Raw genomic sequence first — 18,424 nt, 5'->3', positions numbered from 1 at the left:
GTGACCGGCGACGGTCTGGAAGAGCTTGAGGCCGAAGGCAGGACTCACGCCGATCACCACTTCGCGGGCATCGCTCCCTTGCACAGCGGTGCCCATCGTGCGGTAGGCGATGCGCTTCGCCTCCTCAGCCCTGTGGACGCTCTCGGCTCTGAGAACCTCCTCGCGGGTGAGCACATCGCGGATCGCCACGATTTCCTCGCGCCGTTCCGCGCTCACGCGGTAGCCGGTGCCGGGCCCCAGATAGTCGTTGGGATCGTTGATCGCGCTAAGCACGCGGCCGTCGCGGACCACCGCGGAGGTCTGCAAATAGTCACCTGAGACGCGCAAGCGCACGAGCTTGAGAAGATTCTCCGCTTCCTCGGTGAAGCCGCGCCTGGCGAGCGCCTTGATCACGTCGACGACCGTGATGCCGCGCTCCTTGATGCTCTCGCTGATGAGGGCGACGTCGCGCGGCAAATAGCTGCGGGTTTCGTCGGACCCGGACGCGGCGACGACGCTCATCTTCATGTCTTCGGTCGGCCGGCCAAGATTGAGCTCCTCGAGCACGGCGCTGATCGCCTCGACGGCGCGCGTTCGCAAGGCGAGCACGCGCGTCTCCTCGACGGGGGTGAGACCGCCGTCGGCTTCGAAATCGCGCTGGAGCACGAGGTAGTCCTCGAGCTCCTCGCCGTTCAAGAGTGAGGCATTGAAGGAATTGTCGTATTTCAGGATCGAGCCGAAGCCCGAGCAGATGAGGTCCGAGCCGGCGATGAGGAAGGGCATGATCTTGGCTCCGACGCGGATCTCCGATTCGGTCGCGCGCGCATCGTTGCCCGAGGCGCATTCGAGATCGAGCCAGACCGCGATAAGGTTCTCCGCCATCAGCTCGCGCATTCCTCCCGGAACGGTGCAGGTGACGGGCGCCCCGTCGATGCCGCCGTTCTGCGTGCCCTGGACGCCCATGGCGCGCTGAAGACAGAGGCAGCGGGCCTCGAGATAGAGCAGTGACTTCTTCTCGTGGAAGCCCATGAGCAGCTCCGAGCCGGCACCGGAGGTGCAGCGCATCTTGATGCCGCGCGAGGCATAGGCAGCCGCGAGAAAGGCTTTCGACCACGGCGTGTCGTCGCCATCGATGAAGCTTTTCTCGGTGCCGTAGACGGAGACCGTCTCGGCATAGGAGGTAAAGCCGGCCATCCCAATCCGGAGTTCCTCGGCCTCCTCGCTCGAGCACTGAAACAGCGTCCCCCAGCGTCCGACCGCGGCCCCGACGGCACAGGCAACGGCATTGGACCAGGCGTTGCGGGCGACGCGCATGGTGGTCTCGACCTCGTCGAACCCGAAGGCGACCGCGGTTGCGGCGTCGGCGGCCATTTGCAGCGGGTCGTCCTTGGCGTTGGTTACGTGCGCCTGGTTGCCCGGCGTCTTGCGGGCGCGCATCTTGCCATAGGCGAAGGCGATCTCGAGAGACGACAGCTGGGCGACGACCTCGGCGAGCTTGGCCGGGGTCATGCCGCGGGCGAGCCGCACCAGATCGGTGCGCGGCACGTTCATGTCGACCAGCATGCGCGCGACCTCGTGCGAGGGGAGCGCCATGGCCTCCGGCGCGATTTCGGGATCGATGTGATAGCGGGCGATGAACGTGTCGATCATGTCGAAGTCGCGCGCCTCGACTCCGTCCAACACGTGCACGCCGCCGGATCCGAGCGTCAGTCCAGGCTTCGGGTCGTGGCGGCTCGAAAAGGACGCGAAGCCGTTTTCCGCGTCCTCGACCGCGAACTTGTCGAGTCTGAGGGGGCGCTCATCCCAATCGGAGAAGCGCTTCCAGCGATTGGCGAATGTGCGCGGCTCTCCCGACACGGCGTCCTCCCGGGGTAAGATCGACTTCCGAACCCAGACTATAGAGAACTCTCGCGGCGCCGGAAAACTCCGCGGGTTGCTTGCGACCACTTTGGTTGGCGCTCAGATCCCCTCCGCGAGTTTCGGAGAGTACGCTCAATTCGGGAGAAGCGCCGGCTTCGGCGGAACGGGCAGGATTCGAACGTTTGGCCTCACCTGCTTGGCCAGTCGAGAATGCCGTAAGAGAGCCGTAAGCCTGGCGTGCTCTGTGGTTCTCCGGGGATGGGGCACTCTGGGGAAATCCGATGCGAAACAAGCTCTTGCCGGCCCTCATTGGAGCGGCCGTCGCCTGCCTCGCGCAGGCCCCTTCGTTTGCCTCCAGCAATAAGGCCATGGACGCCGATATTCATTCGGTCGAACTGCAATGGGAGCACATCAAGTTCGAGGAGGACGGCTCGCCGAACCAGCTCGCGCACATCGACGCGCTCGCCAATTTTACTGCGACGCTCGTCCAGAAATATCCTGGCCGGGTGGAGCCGTTGATTTGGGAGGGCATCGTCACCAGCGAAGAGGCGGGCATGGCGAACACGCTGAGCGCCATGGGCTATGCCAAGAAGGCGAAAGCCATCCTCGAGGAGGCATACCAGAAAGACCCGGCGGCGCTCGATGCCGGGGCGCCCACGAGTCTCGGCGTGCTCTATTACCGCGTGCCGGGTTTCCCCTTCGGCTTCGGCGATAACGACAAGGCGCGACAACTTCTGACGCAGGCCGTATCGCTAGCGCCGAATGGCATGGACGCGAACTACTTCTACGCCGACTACCTGATGAGCCAGCACGAATATGCCGCGGCTTACAAGGTTCTCAAGCATGCCCTGGCGCTTCCGCCGCAGCCGAAGCGGCCGCTGTGGGACAAGAACCGCCGCGCCGTCATCAAGGAGCTGATGGCCAAGGCGCAGGCGCAGGCGGCCAACTAGTGCGGGGACCGTGGCCGCCGCTCGGCGCCTTTTGGGAGGGCGCCGGCGGCCAGTTGCGCAATCCTTCAGGTCTTGCCGGCCGGTTGGCCGGACGCCTGATGGGATTCGCCAACGCCAGACCGAATGCGCTTGCCCTTGCCGCGCTCGGCCTCCATGCGCACGAGAGGCTCATCGAATTGGGATGCGGGCCCGGTCACGCGCTGCGCGCGCTCCTTAGTGACTCGAGAGTCGAACGCGTCACGGGGCTCGACTGGTCGCAGGCCATGCTCGCGCAGGCCGCGCGCCGGAATCGCCGGGCGCTCGACAAAGGACGCCTGGCGCTGGTGAGAGGCGATTTCACGAAGCTGCCGTTTGCGGATGGATCGGCCGACGCCGTACTTGCGGTGAACGTGGCGTATTTCATGTCCGCTGCTGCGGCGGGCGAAGCGCATCGCGTGTTGCGCAGCGGAGGTCGCCTCGTCATTTACGCCACGCATGGATCGGCGATGCGACGGTGGCCCTTTGCGGGAAGCCATTCACACCGGCTGTTCGATCGGAGGCGGCTTGCCGCTCTCCTCACCGAGGGAGGGTTCCGGAAGGATCAAATCAGGATCAACGATGCCGAGGCGGGCTTTGGCGTCAGCGGACTTCTCGCCGTCGCGGCAAAGGACTAACGCCTCATCCGGAATGTTGCGCCGAAGACGACGAGATAGATGATGACGGCAGGTCGCGCTGCTGCTGCGCGCAGCCGAGCAGCACGAGAAGCGCGCACAAAGCCAGGTATCTCATAGCTTGGGTTCCCTTCCATTGGCTCTCGCAGGGTGGACAACGTTCCGGCTCCGGGCTGCTTCGTGCGTTTTCTTGAGATAGTCGCGCACCCGCTCGTCCAGCATTTGCGTCGAGATCGCGCGGTCGACGATCTTGGGGAGAAGCCGCTGCGCAAGCACGAACAGGCGCTCCGGTCCCTTGGCGTAGACGCTGTCCAGGTCCTGCCCGACGGCGCGCCAGATTCGACTGGCGACGGAGTAAGGATCGTCGAGGCGCATCTGTAGTGGCTCGACCAACTGGCTCATCGCATCGGAGGCACCGGTTTTGGTCGCCCGCGGCGCGGCATAGGTCACGCCGATGCCGTAGGGCTTGAGTTCTCGGCGCATCGCGATCGAGAGGCCGCGCACGGCGAATTTCGAGGCCGAGTAGGCCGCGAACAGCGGGTAGGGGATGTCGCCCAGCACCGATCCGACATTGACGATGCGCGAGGTTCCGGCGCGTCTGAGGAGCGGCAGCATTTCTCGGCTCAAGGCAAGCGGCGCCACGACGTTGGTCAGCATCACGCGTTCGAGCTCATCGTCGGTTGTGCAGGACAGGGGCCCGACCGGAACGAGTCCTGCATTGTTGACCAGCACATCGAGGCTCCCCCACTCCCGCCAGAGATAGTCGCGAATGCCGCGCCTTACCGCCGGAACCGTAACGTCGCCGCGCAGGCGGAGATGGCCCGAAGGCTTCATCTCGGCGAAGGTGGCATGGAGCGGCTCGGCGCGGCGCCCGCACAGCGCGACCGTCATGCCGAGCCGGGACGCCTCGATGGCGAGCGCTCTGCCGATACCCGAGCCGGCACCGGTAATCAGCGCGCGTTTGCCCTCAAGCCGCATGACTTATGACGGCATGACGCATCTGGAGCTCGCGATAAATGTCGCCGTAGAGCCGGTAGAAGACCTTGGATGCGTCGATCACGATCTGCTGGGCCCTCGGGCAGGCGAGGCCGTTCACAAGCGTCTTGAAGAAGGCGACATGTTCGATGTCGAGCGCGCCGTGCGAGCGAAGGTAGGAGAATCCCTCCTTGCCGCTCGCCCCGAGCGAGCGCTGAATGGCGTCGGCGGCCTTGTCGGCGAGAAGCGTGGACATGCCCTCGAGCACGTGCACGCTGCCGAGCATGGCATAGGGGCTTATCCACTCGATGGCGTAATAGGTATAGCCGACCATGACCTGGCAGGCGATCCCGGGCACACCGTTCCTGACCGCATCGGCGTCGCCGCCCATCGCGGCAATGTCATTCAGGATCCATTTCTCGTGGCCGCGCTCCTCCTCCATGTACTCGAAAAGGGCATCCTGATAGGCCTCGTCCTTGGTGCGCGCGGCGGCGAGAGCAAGCAGCGGGAAGGTGTGCTTAACGTGGTGATAGGCCTGAGCGAGAAAATCGAGATAGAGCTCGCGCGAGGCGCCTGAGCGCACCGCCTCGCTGATCAGCGGAATCGATACGAATCCGATCCGTTCCCTCTCGGTCTCGGCAATGAGTCGATCGTAAAACAACATCTTTCCCTCCATTGGTGCTGGGATCGTCGACTCACGCGGCGGCGGAACGCCTCGCGAGCTTGAGTTCCGGATAGAGAGCGACCGCGACCTCACGCACGACACGGCCGTTCGAGGTGAGAAGGCCGATGCGCTTTGCTTCCCCGCCGGGGCAGACGGCGAAATCCTTCGGTACCGCGTAGCTCGGCGCCTCGGCGCACATTTTTTCGAGCCAGAGCTGAATATGGGCGCGCGGCGACTCCATCAGCCACTCCTCGCCGTGGTGGGACGGCACGATAAGGAGGTGTGGATGGTCCATGCCCTGGCCGAGCAGGGCGCAGGCCGCCACCCGCGGATCGCTCGACACCATCGCCTCGATCCATTCCGGCGAGATGTTGCGGCCGTTGGCGGTGACGATGAGATTGTCCCTGCGCCCCGAGACGGTGAGGAAGCCATCGTCGTCCCGCTGCCCGAGATCGCCGGTGCGCCAGCGCCCATTGGTGCGGGGGCCATGCAGATACCCCTCCATGACCGTGGGACCGCTCACGACAATCTCGCCGCCTTCTATGCGCATTTCGACGCCATCGAGCGGCTCGCCGACGGTTCCTGGCCTCCGCCGTCCGGGCCGGTTGACGGCCACGACCGAGCAGCATTCGGTGAGGCCGTAGCCCTCATGAACAGGGATGCCGAGCGCCCATGCGCGCGCCGAAAGCGCTTCCGATACGCGAGCGCCGCCGACGGCGACGAAGCGCAAGCTTTCATGCGCATGGGCTTTGCGCATTTCGAGCTGGGCGACGAGCCCCGACAGCAGTTGCGGGACGAGAACGGCCGTCGTCGGACGCACGGCCTCGAATGCGCCGAGCAGGTCAACCGCCCGGCCCGCGCCGACATTTTCGGCCACGGCGGAAGCGAAATGCGTGCGCGCGCCGACCAAGACCGGAACGCAGATTGCCGTTATCGTTTCCAGCAGCAGAGCAAGCGGCAACAGCGAGAGGTTGACGTCGGCCGGGCTTGCATCAATGGCCTCGGCAAGAGCGCGTGCTTGCCAATCGATCTGCTCGATGCGGAGGCGTACGCCCTTGGGTCTGCCGGTGCTGCCGGAGGTGTAGACGATCAAGCCGGCGTCAGACGCGAGGGGATGATGCGTGTCGGCGCGCCGGCTCGAGATCGTCGTGATGCCGACACCGAGGGTCGCCGCCATGCTCGCGGCGCTTTCGGTAACGATCAGGTGAGAAATGCCTGCGTCGCCGAGCACATGTTCGACTTGGAGCTGACTGAAAAAGGTCGGAAAGGGGACGACGGTCTTGCCCGCCTTCCACGCGGCGAGCAGGCCCAGAGCCCAGTCGGTGCCGTTATGCCCGAGAAGACCGACCACCCGGGGAAGAGGACCGAACTCTTCGGCAAGGCCGGCGATACGGGCGAGGAGATCATCGCCCGTTACGGTCCCATGATCGTCCGACATCGCCACGACGCCGCGGCGATAGCGTAGGCCCTCATCCAACGCCTGCAGAAGCTCAACCATGAATCGGCGCTCTTGCGAGCCCGCCGCGACGGGTCACGATCCCGTCGCGGTGGACGGCGTAGACGCGCGGGAAGAGCGTGTAGTAGCTGCCCCACGTATCCGGATTCGCCACGCGCGAGCGTTCGGCGTCGGTAAGGAAGAGGAGCGGCAGGCCAAGACGCTCGAGCAACGTCTTGAGCGACTCGGTGGCCGTAAAGAAGGCCCACTCGAAGCCCGCCGCTTCGCCGCAGGCGATGATCTTGCGAAGGAAGGAGCCGGTCAGATGCGGCGCGCTGCTGGCGAGCGACGTGACCTCGAAGATCTTCTCGCGGCGAACGGACTGATGGCGCAGCGCCGACAAAAGCACATCGATCGGCGTATCCAGATAAGCCTCCGAAAAAAAACCGTCGGCGGCGAAGCGCAAACCCGCTGCACATTCGATGCCGTTATCGGCGGTGATCTTCGCGACCAGCGTGTCGGGGAAGGTTGTAACGTACGCCCCGTAATGCTGCGCGTAGACCTTCCTGATCAGCTCTTCCGCCTTTGGCCGCAAACGGTCGTCACGCGGAATTATTGTTGCCCGCATCAACGAATTCCCCCGTAGTCATAGCGCGAGGGGAGGGTCAGGCGAGGCGCTTACAGACGCCTTACAGCCGCCAAAAGATCACAATCCCTGAACGGGTTGCGGCGCCAGCTGGAACTCGCGGAGGGGTCCGTTCGGCTTAGCCGGGCCGTCTGTCATGGCCTGGAATTGCATGGTGAAAAGTGCACCGCCTTCGGGCGCGTCGCCGACCGAAATGGTCCCGCCATGCGCCACCACGGTACGGGCCGCAATGTCGAGTCCGAGGCCCGCGCCGCCTTTTTGATCGCGCCCTCCCTGCCAAAAGCGGCGAAAGACCGCATTCCTCTGATCGGCATCAACTCCGGGGCCGCGGTCGGCGACTTTGAGCGCGGGCGGGTCGGCCTCGACCATGATCGAAACCGTGGTCCCCTCCGGCGTGTGCCGCAACGCATTCTCCACGATATTGCGAAGCGCCCTGAACAGGTAGTCGCGCGCGCCCCTGATGCATACCGGATCGTCGGGCGCAATCACCTCGATCGACCGCCGTGCGTTGATCGCCGCCGGCGCGAGATGGGAGGCGACGCCGGTCGCGACCTCCGTGAGATTCGCCACGTCGCCATCCTCGACTTGCAGCACGTCGAGCCGGGCGATGTCGAGGAGTTGATTGACCAGCCGTTCCAGGCTGCTGATCTCCTCGACCAACTCGGCGTGGCCCTCGAATTTGGCGAGGATACCCATATGCGCCTTCAGCACCGCGACCGGCGTACGGAGCTCGTGCGCGGCATCGGCAATGAAGCGCCGTTGGGCGTCGAAAGCCGTCTCCAGCCGATCGAGACCGCGATTGACAGCGCTGACGAGCGCGTGGACATCGGCCGGTAGTCCCGCCTCGGTGAGGCGCATCGAGACGGAGCCCGGCCCGATCGCGGACGCTTGTCGCGCCGCCACGCGGAGCGGCGTCGTTCCTATGCGCGCCACGATGAGATTGACGATGAGCAGCACGGCGACGAAGGGAATCCAGATCCAGGCTATGTCCTGGACGAATTCCTCGAGCACGCTGTCATAGACGATGTTCCCGGTGTGGAAGGCGACCTGGACCCAAACGATTCGGTTGGCGAACGGCGCCCTGACCGACAGCCCGAAATAGGGTCGCTCCTGTTCGGGCTCGAGGACGAAGAAATCACGCGTCTTCTCGGTATTGATCGCGGCAAGCGGCGCGGTGACTCCTTCCGAGGCGGCGAGCAATCTTCCCTCGCGATCAACCACGGCGAAGCGGCCGCTGTTCGCCTTGAATTCCTCGACGACGTAAGGGGGAAGTGTAAGCGGACCTTCCTGAGCCTTCTTCAAATAGTCTGCAATGAGGGCGGCTTGATTGTGCAACGTCTGCTCGCGAAATTCGGAATTCTTCGCCTTGAAACGAACGTAGAGGGCTACGCTCGCCGCGCCCACGGCGAGCAGACTCACGCTTACGAGGCCGACGATCAGCCGAAGCCACAGCGAGGCGCTGACCGTTTGCGGGCTAGGCACCGGCTGATTTGTCGGTGAGCACATAGCCCACGCCACGCAACGTGTGGATGTGCATATCTGCCCCGGCATCCTGCAAGCGTCGGCGTATCCTGTGGACGAGGACTTCGATGGCATTTGAGGCAAGATCTTCTCCGAACGAATAGATCGCATCCTCGATCGCCGCTTTCGGCACCACGCGGCCGGCCCGCCGCATGAGCAGCTCGAGGCCGTCCATCTCGCGGCGGCCGAACTCGATGGGGATACCGTTGACGGTCACCTCGCGGTCGCTCGTATCGAAGGACACATTGCCGGCGGTGAGCTTGACGCCGAGCGCTTCGCCCGGCCGGCGCAGAAGGGCACGCACCCGAGCGATCAGCTCATCGACCTCGAAAGGTTTGCGCAGATAATCGTCGGCGCCCTGGTTGAGCCCCGCGACGAGATCCTCCAGGCTGTCGCGCGCGGTCAGGACGAGAACCGGGCGCGTCATTTGCCTGCGGCGCTGCTCGACGAGCCACTCGAGGCCGTCCCGATCCGGCAAGCCGAGATCGAGAAGCAGGGTATCATAATGGGTTGTGGCAAGCGCGCCTTCCGCATCCGCCGTGTTGCCCACGGTGTCGACTGCAAAGCCAGCGTTTCGCAGCGCCGTGCCGAGGTAATCGGCGAGACGCTGATTATCTTCGATGAGCAAGAGGCGCATCTATTGCCCTCAATTCGGCCAGAACGCGCAGTCAGCCAGGACGTAAAGCCCGCGCCTGGGTCTTGTACCTCCCGCCCGCGCAGAAGATGATGAGCGAATTACGCCAACCTTACGGCTGGAAGTCGGCCAAAAGACCAACTCTCAGGAACGCGCCTGGCGGTTTTGATCTAGGTCAGCGATTTCACGATGAGCGCCCGGTGATTTTGTCGCAGCCTGCCGAAAGGGCCCGGTTTGCGGCCGGTCATGCCTGACCCTGCGAGCCGGTTAAGCGCCTTCGATGAGCGCGAGCAGGCCCTTAAGAAGGGCAACGGGTTCCGGCGGGCAGCCGCGGATATGCAGGTCGACCGGAACGACCTGAGAGACTCCGCCCTCCACTGCGTAGCTTCCGGCAAAAATGCCGCCATCCACGGCACAGTCGCCCACGGCCACGACCCATTTCGGGTCGGGGGTTGCCGCATAGGTGCGCGCCAGCGCCTCGCGCATATTCTTGGTGACAGGACCGGTGACGAGCAGCACATCGGCATGACGCGGGGAGGCGACGAAGCGCAGGCCGAAGCGCTCGAGGTCGTAGAAGGCGTTGTTGAGCGCGTGAATCTCGAGCTCGCAGCCGTTGCACGAACCGGCATCAACCTCGCGGATGGCGAGGCTGCGGCCAAGCCTGCGCCGTGAAACGCGGTCAAGTCGCGCCGCAAGCTCGGCGAGGGCGGCGTCGTCCGGCGCGGGTGCGGCTTCGGTTAGCGGCCGGCGCAGGAGGTTCTTGAAGAGCAGTCTTCGCACCGCCGTCTCCTAAAGATCGTGGCCCGAGTAGGAGCAGTTGAACGACTTGTTGCAGAGAGGGAAGTCGGCGACGATGTTGCCTTCAATCGCAGCTTCGAGGAGCGGCCACTGAAACCATGACGGATCGCGCAAGTGGCAGCGCTCGATTCTGCCGCCTGCGATTCGCAGTGAGACGAGGATATCGCCGCGGAAACCTTCGACGACGGCGAGCCCCTCGCGCCCCTCGCTCAGCGGCTCGATCTCGGCCCGCACGGCGCCGCCGGGAAGCTGCTCCAGGATCTGCTCGATCAGCTTGAGGCTCTGTTCGACTTCGCGAATGCGGATCCATACCCGCGCGTTGACGTCGCCGTCGTCGCGGACCGGCGCTTCGAACTTCAGCGCGTCGTAGGGCGGATAGGGAAACGCTTTGCGCGCATCGAAAGCGCGACCAGAGGCGCGCCCGACATAGCCGCCCGCGCCGAAGGCCCGCGCCAAGGTCGGGGCGAGGTAACCGGTCGCCACGGTGCGGTCCTGGAGAGAGGCGGTGTTGTCGTAGATCTCGATAAGCTCGGGGAAGCGGCGCTGCACGAACTCCAGAAGCGAGCCGAGGCGGGCCAAGCCTCCGGGGTTGAGGTCTTGGGCGAGCCCGCCGGGCACGATGCGGTCCATCATCAATCTGTGGCCGAAGGAGGCATGCGCGGCGCGCAAGGTGCGCTCGCGCAAGATGCCGCATTCGGCCAGCATCAGCGCAAAGGCCGCATCATTGCAGATTGCACCGATGTCGCCGAAATGGTTGGCGATGCGCTCGAGCTCCGCCATCAGCGCCCGGAGCCAGACCGCGCGCGGAGGCACCTCGACCTCGAGCGCAGCTTCGACGGCGCGCGCGAAGGCGAGCGCATAGGCAACCGTGCTGTCTCCCGAGACACGGCCGGCAAGCCGCGCGCCCTGCTCGAGGCTTGCGCCGCGCAGCAGCGATTCGATGCCTTTGTGCACATAGCCGAGCCGCTCCTCGAGCCGCACCACCGTCTCGCCGTTGGCGGTGAAGCGAAAATGCCCCGGCTCGATGATGCCGGCATGGACCGGACCGACCGGGATCTGGTGCAAGCCCTCGCCTTCGACCGGCAGAAAGCTGTAAGGGCCCTGCTTGCCGCGTGTCTTCCGCCCGCGCCCCAAGGGCTGCGTTACACCCCAAAAGCCGAGATCGAGCCAGGGCCGCGCATCGGGAAGCCCAACCGGCTTCAGGCCGTAGAGATCGCGCAGCGCGCGCTCGAGCCTTATCGCCGGCGGATGAAGCGCACCGACCGAGGGAAATTTGCCCCCGGTCGGGCAATCCAAGGTGACGACAGCAACCTCACTGGGCGGCTCGTCGGTCAGGGCGAGATGCACGGCGCCAGGTTCGCCCCACAGACCGAGCATGGTTGCGCCTGCATCCACGAACTGCCGCACGGCGGCCTGCCACAGGTCGGAGGAAACGACGATGCGCGGCCAGGGACGATGAGCCTCCACTCTACGCCCGTTGCCGATAATGTCGCTCAATGCCGCCATCGCATCACCCAAGCAGTCTTGCGACGTTCTGAAACCAAACGACGAGCGGACCCGGCAGATAGATGCCCGCGCTGAGAACGAGGCCGAGATGCGCGAACATGGGAAGATATGAGCCCTTGGCCTTATGGATTTGACCGCGAGGCTCGCCGAAAGCGATTGCGTTCAGTCGCAGAAACAACGCGCCGAGCGCGACCAAGAGGCCGAGCGCAAGAGGAAGCGCGAGCAGCGGTTCGCGGGCGAAGGTCGAACTCACCACCAGGAACTCGCTGGTGAAAATGCCGAGCGGTGGCAGCCCGGCGATCGCCACGACGCCGAGCACGAGGCCCCAACCAAGCAGGGGGTTGGTGGTGGTCAATCCGCCCATGTCAGCGATCTTCTGCGTGCCCTTCACCTGGGCGATGCCGCCGACCGCGAAGAAGATCGCCGATTTGGTCAGCGAATGCAGGGTCATGTGCAGAAGTCCGGCGAAATTGGCGAGCGGTCCGCCCATGCCGAATGCGAAGGTGACGATGCCCATATGCTCGATCGAGGAGTAGGCGAACATGCGCTTGATGTCCCGCCGGCGGTAAAGCATGAACGCCGCGAACAGGAGGGAGACGAGCCCCATGCCAATCATCAGCGGTCCGGGAGCGAGCGCGTTGGGGTTGGCCGCGAGCAGCATCTTGAAGCGGAGCAGTGCGTAGAGCGCAACGTTGAGGAGGAGCCCCGACAGCACCGCCGAGATCGGCGTCGGACCTTCGGCGTGGGCGTCCGGAAGCCAGGCGTGCAACGGCACGAGGCCGACCTTGGTGCCGTAGCCAAGCAGCAGGAACACGAAGGCGAGATTGAGCAAGGCCGGATCGAAGGAGTCGGCATGAGCAACGAGATCCGTCCAGACCATGGCGTCGGGACCGCTGCCGATCACCGGAGCCGCGGCCATGTAAACCAGAATGGTGCCGAACAGGGCGAGGGCGATGCCGACGCTGCCAAGGATGAAATACTTCCAGGCGGCTTCCAGGGCCTCATGCGTGCGGTAGATGCCGACCATCAGCACAGTGGTAAGGGTGGCGAACTCGATGCCGACCCACATCACGCCGATATTGTTGGTCACGAGCGCGAGATTCATCGCGAACATCAGCACCTGATACATGGCGTGATAGAAGCGGAGGAAGGCGGGCGTCAGCCTACCGGTTTCGAGCTCGTGCTCGATATAGCTAGCGCTGAAGACGCTGGTGGTGAAGCCGACAAAGGTCGTGACTACGATGAACACGTTGTTCAAGTCGTCGATCAAGACGTAAGGCCCGGTCGGCGGGCGCTCGAAGAAGAGCGAGAGCGCGGCGAGAAACGTGAGCAGCGTGGCGAGCACATTGAGCCGGGCGGAAAGCCAGTATCCCGGCAGGAGCGCGAGCAGCGCCGCCGCACCGGCAGGAATGGCAAGGACGGCCGTTACCGCATTGACGTTCATGGCCGCTCTCCCCGGAAGCGGTCGAGCGCATGGATGTCGACCGTGTCGAACCGCTCGCGGATGCGGAACAGAAAGATTCCGATCACGATGAACGCGATCAGGATCGAGAAGGCCACGCTGATCTCGACCACAAACGGCATTCCGCGCGCGCCGGTCGCGGCCAGTACCAGGCCGTTCTCGAGTGACATGAAGCCGACCACCTGGCTCACGACATTACGCCGCGTCACCATCATCAACAGCCCGAGCAGCACGACCGAAAGGGCGAAAGCGAGATCTTCCCGCGCAAGCGGATCTGCCTCGGGCGTAACGCGCAGGATCACCACCATGGACAGCGCAACGAGGCCGATGCCGAGCAGCATGGTCGGGCCGATGCCGACCACCGTCTCGATTTCGCGATGAATGCCGAGCTTGACGATCATCCGGTGCAGGGCAACCGGGATGACGATGGCCTTGAAGACGAGAGCGATGGCGGCGGTGATGTAGAGATGGGGCGCGTGCTGGGCATAGGCTTGCGAGGCCACCGCAAGAGCGAGAACGAGCGCGTGCAGGGCGTAGGTGTTGAGAAGAGCATAGAGCCGATCCTGGTAGAGCAGCATGAAGCTCACCAGAACGAGCGAGCCCGCGAGCAGATGCGCGACATCGAAGGTGAGTGCGTTCATCTAGAGGCTCCGCGACACAAACAGAAGCAAGGTGGCGAGCAGGCCAAGCATCAGCGCGGCACCCAAGAACTCGGGCACGCGAAACACGCGCATCTTGGCGATCGACGTTTCGAAGACGGCTAGGAGGAAGCCGCAAGCGGCGAGCTTGGCAAAATAGGCGCCGATGCCGATCACGAGCGCTTGTGGCGCGGCGTTGCCTGCGGCGATGCCCCAGGGAATGAACAGACAGGCGATGATGGAGATATAGACGAGGAGCTTTAGCTCGGCCGACAGGTCGATCAGGGCGAGATGGCGCCCCGAATATTCAAGCACCATGGCCTCGTGCACCATTGTCAGCTCGAGATGCGTCGCCGGGTTGTCGACGGGGATACGGGCGTTCTCGGCGATTGCGACCATGATCAAGGCGATCAACGCCATGCCGAGCGAGACGCGCAGGCCCTGTTCGCCAGAGGCGAGGTAGCCGGCCATGGTGGAGAGCTGCGTCGAGCCAACGACCAGCGCGAGCGTGAACACGATCATCAGCATCGCCGGCTCGGCGATCGAGGCGATCATCACCTCGCGCGACGAGCCGATGCCGCCGAAGCTGGTCCCCACGTCCATGCCGGCAAGCGCCAGGAAGAAGCGGGCGCTGCCCAGCAGGGCGATGATGGCGATGAGGTCAGCCGACCAGGAGAACATCAGCCCGGTGGCGAAGGTCGGCACCAGCGCCGCGGCCACCCAGGTCGAGGCGAAGATCAGGTAGGGCGCGACGCGGAACAGCCACGACGCGTTCTCCGCCAGCACCGCCTCCTTGCGCATCAGCCGCCAGAGGTCGCGGTAGGGCTGGATCAGCGGCGGCCCGCGCCGCCGCATCAGCCGGGCCTTCACCTTGCGCACGAAGCCGGTCAGCAGCGGCGCCAGCAGCAGCACCAGCAGCATCTGGCCGCCTTGGACGATGAGGGCCGGGACTATTGCCATACCGCGAGCACCAGCAGCAGGAAGATGAGTGCGGTGAAGACCATGCCGAGATAGCGGCGGATGGTCATGTACTGAATCGGGTTGAGTCTGTCGGCGACCCAGTCGACGGCACGAGTCACCGGGGCGTAGGCGAATTCCCAGATCGGGTCGCGGAGCTGCACGACGATGCGCGCCGGGGTCGGCTCGCCGGGCGGTGGCATCTCCACCGTCTCGGTCACCTTGAAGGCGAAGTCGCCGAGCACGCGTCGCACCGGCTGGGCGAAGCTGCCGCCGGTATATTGGGTGATCGGGCTGGGGTCGGGGAAGCCGCAATCCCAAGCATCGGCGCGGCGCATTTTGCGGCCGGACAGCCGATGGATCAGGCCCGCACCCAGTGTTGCGGTCACGATCATGAACAGGAACACCATCAGTCCGTTATAGGAGCTGCCGGCCTGGGGGTTGGGCACCAGCGACAGCCAGGCTTGATCGAGCTGTGCCGGCAGCGTGGCGCCCGTCGCCAGCCGCACCATCGGCGCCAGTGCATCGACGAAGACTCCCGGCACCACGCCGACGACGATGCAGCACGCCGCGAGCGCAAACATCGCCGTGCGCGAGAAGCGATCGACCTCGTGGGCGTTCTCCGCCGCTTTCGAACGCGGACGGCCGAGGAAGGAGATGCCGAAGGCACGCACGAATGCGGCGGCAGCAAGGACTGCGGCGAGCGCCAGCGCAGCGCCCATCGCCGGTGCAACCAGACGCAATCCCCAATGGGAAAGCGAGGGGCTGAGGAGGATCGCTTGGAATGTCAGCCATTCCGAGGCAAAGCCGTTCAGCGGCGGCAGCGCAGAAATTGCGGCGGCGCCGATCAGGAAGGTGAGGGCGGTCGCACCCATGCGGTGTATGAGACCGCCGAGCTTGTCGATGTCACGCTCGCCGGTCGCGGTGAGGATGGCGCCGGCGCCGAGGAAGAGCAGGGTCTTGAACAGACCGTGGTTGAAGGCGTGGAGCAAGGCAGCACTCATCGCCAAGGCGGCGGCGAAGGCGAGACCTTCCTCGCGGAAGGCGAGCGCGAGGCCAAGCCCGGCGAAGATGAAGCCGATATTCTCGACGCTGCTGAAGGCGAGGATCCGCTTCAGATCGCGGTCCATCTGTGCCGCCAGGATGCCGAGCAGCGCGCCGGCCGCGCCTAGCACCATGATCGTCGTGCCCCACCACCAGGCCGGCGTGCCGGCGAGGTCGAAGACGATGCGAATGAAGGCATAGATCGCGACCTTGGTCATGGCGCCGCTCATCAGGCCGGAAACATGACTGGGCGCTGCGGGGTGTGCGGCCGGTAGCCAGACATGCAGCGGCACTAAGCCCGCCTTGGATCCGGCGCCCAGGATCGCCAGCGCGAAGACTAGGTCGGCGATCAGCGGATGCGTCGCGTGGGTGCGGATTGCATCGAAGGCGTAGTCGCCGTAAGGGCCGGCGAGCAGGCCGAAGCCGAGCAGGAGAGCCAGTGTCCCAAAGGTCGCCATGATCAGATAGAGGATGCCGGCACGCCGATTCTCGACATCGTTGTGGTGCGAGACCACCAGCGCCCAGGAGGTGAGGGACATCAGCTCCCAGGCGAACAGGAACGAGAACACATCGTCGGCGAGCGGGACCAGGCACATGCCGGCGAGGAAGGCAGGATAGAAAGGTAGGATGCGATGCGGCTCGGACTCATGGCGGCCATAACCGATGCCGTAGAGGCTTGCGAAGGTCCCGGCTACGCCGACGATGACCAGGAAACCCGCCGATAAGGCATCCAGGTGGAAATGCGCGCCGATCCAGGGTAGCCCAAGCGGTAGGACTAGAGTCTCTCCGAGGGGCGTCACCCCGGTCAGGGCCAGGGCGGCGAGGCAGGAGACAGTCGCGCAAGCGCCGGTCGAGATCGCGTAGACGGCGATCCTTGCCGCGCGCGGTGTAGGCAGCATGCCGACCATCATGGTCAGCAGCAGGATGCCGATAAGGCACAGGATCGCGACCAACGCCATCAGGCGAAGGCCGGTCGCCAGGCCGGAGAGCGAAGCACCCGGAGAATCATTGAGTCGGCTGCGGTCGGGAATCCCATCCGTCAGCTAATCGCCCCGGAACGCCTTGGGCAATAAGGGAAACTAGCTACCTTGCGGACTATTCGGCCTTCACGGCCAGGCCGAAATCCTCGGCCACCAGCCCAATCCAGCGCCAGAGGTAATCGGCGAAGCTCTTCAGGATGTAGATCTCGTAGCTCGGCTCATTGCCAACCTGGTGCAGAACGATGTTGGCCTTGGCCATCCCGGTCTGGGCGCATTGGCCAGGGCCGAAGGCGCGGGGATGGAGATCGAGGCTGATACCGCGGGCCAGCACGTCGCGCGCGGCTGGACCGGCGATGGTGATGACCGTGCGGCTCTCGGAGACGTCGGTTACCGCCGTATGCTGGCCGGCGAAGGACTGGCGCAGGCGCTCGATCAGCTCCTCGCGCTTGGCATCATCGGCCACCACCCACCATTCATTCGGGCCGAGCCAGAGGATGCGGATGTCGTCCGCGGCGCTGACCGTGTTCGCCTCGACCGGCAGATCGACGCCGGTCGCGACCTTTACGGCGGTGCTGAAGACCAGGTCGCCGGCATTGCCGCGAATGTTGATGATGGCACGATGCGCGATCTCGCCGATGGTGATCCCGGCGTTCGGCCTGCTCTGGCCCGCAAGCGCGTTCAGGCTGAAATGGGCGAGCGCGCTGCGGCGTTGATAGGTCTCAACCATTGATGCGCTTCCCCTCGGGATCGAAGAATTTTGGCTCGGTCACCTGCATCGGCACGCGCTTGTCGTCCCAGCAGGCGAAGAGGCGCTGGCCGAGCCGATTGCGCCCGTTCTTGACGACTCCCATGGCGATCGAGCGATCCATGCTCGGGCTCCAATAGCTGGAGGTGACATGGCCCAGCATGGTCATCGGCGGCCGGTCCTTCACATGCTCGACGATCTGCGCGCCGTCGGGGATGACGATGCTCGGATCCTCGGTCAGGAGACCGACCAGATGCTTGCGGTCCGGGCGCTTGGTGTCGGAGCGCAGCATGGAGCGGCGGCCGATGAAGTCCGGTTTCGACTTCGCCACGATCCAGTCCATGCCGAGATCGCCCGGCGTCATCGTGCCGTCGGTATCCTGGCCGACGATGATGAAGCCCTTCTCGGCCCGAAGCACGTGCAAGGCCTCGGTGCCATAGGGCGTGATGCCATATTTCTCGCCTGCTTGCATGAAGGCACGCCAGACGTGGAGGGCGTAGGAGGGCGGCACGTTGATCTCGTAGGAGAGATCGCCGGTGAAGGTGATGCGGTAGACCCGTGCCGGCACGCCTGCCACCTTGCCTTCACGGAACGAAAGGTGCGGGAAGGAGGCGTCGTCGAGCGGCAGATCGGGGGCGACTTCCGAGAGCAGCTTTCGCGCCATCGGGCCGCCGATCGCCATGACCGCCCATTGCTCGGTGACCGAGGTGAAATAGACCTTCTTCTCCGGCCACTCGCATTGATGCCATTCCTCGAGCCAAGCCAGCACGCGCGCCGCACCGCCGGTCGTGGTGGTCATGTGGAAATGGTTCTCGGAGATGCGGCTGGTAACGCCATCGTCGAAGACCATGCCGTCTTCGCCGCACATCAGTCCGTAGCGGCACTTGCCCGGCTCCAGCTTCGACCAGGCATTGGTGTAGACCATGTTGAGGAACCAGGCGGCATCCGGTCCCTGCACGTCGATCTTGCCGAGCGTCGAG

General features: G+C 64.7%; 17 protein-coding genes. 2 read left to right on the top strand and 15 right to left on the bottom strand.

What is annotated here, in order from left to right:
• Positions 1-1,836, bottom strand: a 1,836-nt coding sequence (locus VFB18_RS04660; RefSeq protein ID WP_324971504.1) for a propanediol/glycerol family dehydratase large subunit, incomplete at its 3' end; no start/stop codon positions are given.
• A 371-nt stretch (positions 1,837-2,207) separates the two neighbouring features.
• Between VFB18_RS04660 and VFB18_RS04655 the strand changes: the two genes are divergently transcribed.
• On the top strand, positions 2,208-2,789 hold the full coding sequence (locus VFB18_RS04655; protein ID WP_324971501.1) for a tetratricopeptide repeat protein: 582 nt from the start codon (positions 2,208-2,210) through the stop codon (positions 2,787-2,789).
• The gene (locus tag VFB18_RS04650) at positions 2,789-3,442 is read left to right on the top strand and encodes a class I SAM-dependent methyltransferase (RefSeq protein ID WP_324971498.1); all 654 of its coding nucleotides are present in this window, start codon (positions 2,789-2,791) and stop codon (positions 3,440-3,442) included. The genes VFB18_RS04655 and VFB18_RS04650 overlap by 1 nt, the downstream gene beginning before the upstream one ends.
• Positions 3,443-3,553: 111 nt before the next feature.
• Here VFB18_RS04650 and VFB18_RS04645 read toward each other — a convergent pair whose 3' ends face one another.
• The 14 genes from VFB18_RS04645 to VFB18_RS04580 all read right to left on the bottom strand — a co-directional run.
• On the bottom strand, positions 3,554-4,417 hold the full coding sequence (locus VFB18_RS04645) for an SDR family NAD(P)-dependent oxidoreductase (protein ID WP_324971495.1): 864 nt from the start codon (positions 4,415-4,417) through the stop codon (positions 3,554-3,556).
• Positions 4,407-5,078: an iron-containing redox enzyme family protein gene (locus tag VFB18_RS04640; RefSeq protein WP_324971493.1), complete on the bottom strand. Its 672-nt coding sequence runs from the start codon at positions 5,076-5,078 to the stop codon at positions 4,407-4,409. Before VFB18_RS04640 ends, VFB18_RS04645 begins: the two co-directional genes overlap by 11 nt.
• 31 nt (positions 5,079-5,109) lie before the next feature.
• Positions 5,110-6,576, bottom strand: a complete 1,467-nt coding sequence (locus VFB18_RS04635) for an AMP-binding protein (RefSeq protein ID WP_324971491.1) — start codon at positions 6,574-6,576, stop codon at positions 5,110-5,112.
• The gene (locus VFB18_RS04630) at positions 6,569-7,141 is read right to left on the bottom strand and encodes a thermostable hemolysin (protein WP_324971489.1); all 573 of its coding nucleotides are present in this window, start codon (positions 7,139-7,141) and stop codon (positions 6,569-6,571) included. The genes VFB18_RS04635 and VFB18_RS04630 overlap by 8 nt, the downstream gene beginning before the upstream one ends.
• A gap of 78 nt (positions 7,142-7,219) precedes the next feature.
• A complete protein-coding gene (locus VFB18_RS04625) occupies positions 7,220-8,641 on the bottom strand; it encodes a HAMP domain-containing sensor histidine kinase (RefSeq protein WP_324971487.1) in 1,422 nt (473 codons plus the stop codon).
• Complete coding sequence (locus tag VFB18_RS04620; RefSeq protein WP_324971485.1) at positions 8,634-9,317, bottom strand: response regulator transcription factor; 684 nt, start codon at positions 9,315-9,317, stop codon at positions 8,634-8,636. The genes VFB18_RS04625 and VFB18_RS04620 overlap by 8 nt, the downstream gene beginning before the upstream one ends.
• 264 nt (positions 9,318-9,581) lie before the next feature.
• Positions 9,582-10,094, bottom strand: coding sequence for an NADH-quinone oxidoreductase subunit B family protein (locus VFB18_RS04615; protein WP_324971483.1), 513 nt, complete (start codon positions 10,092-10,094; stop codon positions 9,582-9,584).
• Between the two features lie 9 nt (positions 10,095-10,103).
• Positions 10,104-11,618, bottom strand: a complete 1,515-nt coding sequence (locus tag VFB18_RS04610) for a hydrogenase expression protein HypE (protein WP_324971481.1) — start codon at positions 11,616-11,618, stop codon at positions 10,104-10,106.
• 4 nt (positions 11,619-11,622) lie between these two features.
• Positions 11,623-13,062, bottom strand: coding sequence for a hydrogenase 4 subunit F (locus VFB18_RS04605; protein WP_324971479.1), 1,440 nt, complete (start codon positions 13,060-13,062; stop codon positions 11,623-11,625).
• The gene (locus VFB18_RS04600) at positions 13,059-13,721 is read right to left on the bottom strand and encodes a hydrogenase-4 component E (RefSeq protein WP_324971477.1); all 663 of its coding nucleotides are present in this window, start codon (positions 13,719-13,721) and stop codon (positions 13,059-13,061) included. The genes VFB18_RS04605 and VFB18_RS04600 overlap by 4 nt, the downstream gene beginning before the upstream one ends.
• The gene (locus VFB18_RS04595; RefSeq protein ID WP_324971475.1) at positions 13,722-14,678 is read right to left on the bottom strand and encodes a respiratory chain complex I subunit 1 family protein; all 957 of its coding nucleotides are present in this window, start codon (positions 14,676-14,678) and stop codon (positions 13,722-13,724) included. It lies immediately after the preceding gene.
• Positions 14,669-16,678 carry a hydrogenase 4 subunit B gene (hyfB, locus tag VFB18_RS04590; RefSeq protein ID WP_324971472.1) on the bottom strand — a complete coding sequence of 670 codons (2,010 nt, stop codon included), beginning with the start codon at positions 16,676-16,678 and terminating at the stop codon, positions 14,669-14,671. Before hyfB ends, VFB18_RS04595 begins: the two co-directional genes overlap by 10 nt.
• Positions 16,679-16,814: 136 nt before the next feature.
• A complete protein-coding gene (locus VFB18_RS04585; RefSeq protein WP_324971470.1) occupies positions 16,815-17,426 on the bottom strand; it encodes a sarcosine oxidase subunit gamma in 612 nt (203 codons plus the stop codon).
• Positions 17,419-18,424, bottom strand: a 1,006-nt coding sequence (locus tag VFB18_RS04580) for a glycine cleavage T C-terminal barrel domain-containing protein (RefSeq protein WP_324971468.1), incomplete at its 5' end; no start/stop codon positions are given. The genes VFB18_RS04580 and VFB18_RS04585, both read right to left, overlap by 8 nt.

It is taken from the genome of Methyloceanibacter sp. (genome assembly GCF_035650995.1).
In the GTDB taxonomy this organism is placed as follows: domain Bacteria; phylum Pseudomonadota; class Alphaproteobacteria; order Rhizobiales; family Methyloligellaceae; genus Methyloceanibacter.
Note: the sequence above shows the minus strand (reverse complement) of the source record. Positions and strands in the feature narration are given on the sequence as shown.

Excerpts from the sequence above, each read along its gene's own strand:
- hyfB (WP_324971472.1), bottom strand. The coding sequence starts at position 16,678 with ATGGCGTTGGTCGCGATCCTGTGCCTTATCGGCATCCTGCTGCTGACC.
- VFB18_RS04620 (WP_324971485.1), bottom strand. The coding sequence starts at position 9,317 with ATGCGCCTCTTGCTCATCGAAGATAATCAGCGTCTCGCCGATTACCTC.
- VFB18_RS04655 (WP_324971501.1), top strand. The coding sequence starts at position 2,208 with ATGGACGCCGATATTCATTCGGTCGAACTGCAATGGGAGCACATCAAG.
- VFB18_RS04640 (WP_324971493.1), bottom strand. The coding sequence starts at position 5,078 with ATGTTGTTTTACGATCGACTCATTGCCGAGACCGAGAGGGAACGGATC.
- VFB18_RS04645 (WP_324971495.1), bottom strand. The coding sequence starts at position 4,417 with ATGCGGCTTGAGGGCAAACGCGCGCTGATTACCGGTGCCGGCTCGGGT.
- VFB18_RS04585 (WP_324971470.1), bottom strand. The coding sequence starts at position 17,426 with ATGGTTGAGACCTATCAACGCCGCAGCGCGCTCGCCCATTTCAGCCTG.
- VFB18_RS04610 (WP_324971481.1), bottom strand. The coding sequence starts at position 11,618 with ATGGCGGCATTGAGCGACATTATCGGCAACGGGCGTAGAGTGGAGGCT.
- VFB18_RS04600 (WP_324971477.1), bottom strand. The coding sequence starts at position 13,721 with ATGAACGCACTCACCTTCGATGTCGCGCATCTGCTCGCGGGCTCGCTC.
- VFB18_RS04635 (WP_324971491.1), bottom strand. The coding sequence starts at position 6,576 with ATGGTTGAGCTTCTGCAGGCGTTGGATGAGGGCCTACGCTATCGCCGC.
- VFB18_RS04595 (WP_324971475.1), bottom strand. The coding sequence starts at position 14,678 with ATGGCAATAGTCCCGGCCCTCATCGTCCAAGGCGGCCAGATGCTGCTG.
- VFB18_RS04605 (WP_324971479.1), bottom strand. The coding sequence starts at position 13,062 with ATGAACGTCAATGCGGTAACGGCCGTCCTTGCCATTCCTGCCGGTGCG.
- VFB18_RS04630 (WP_324971489.1), bottom strand. The coding sequence starts at position 7,141 with ATGCGGGCAACAATAATTCCGCGTGACGACCGTTTGCGGCCAAAGGCG.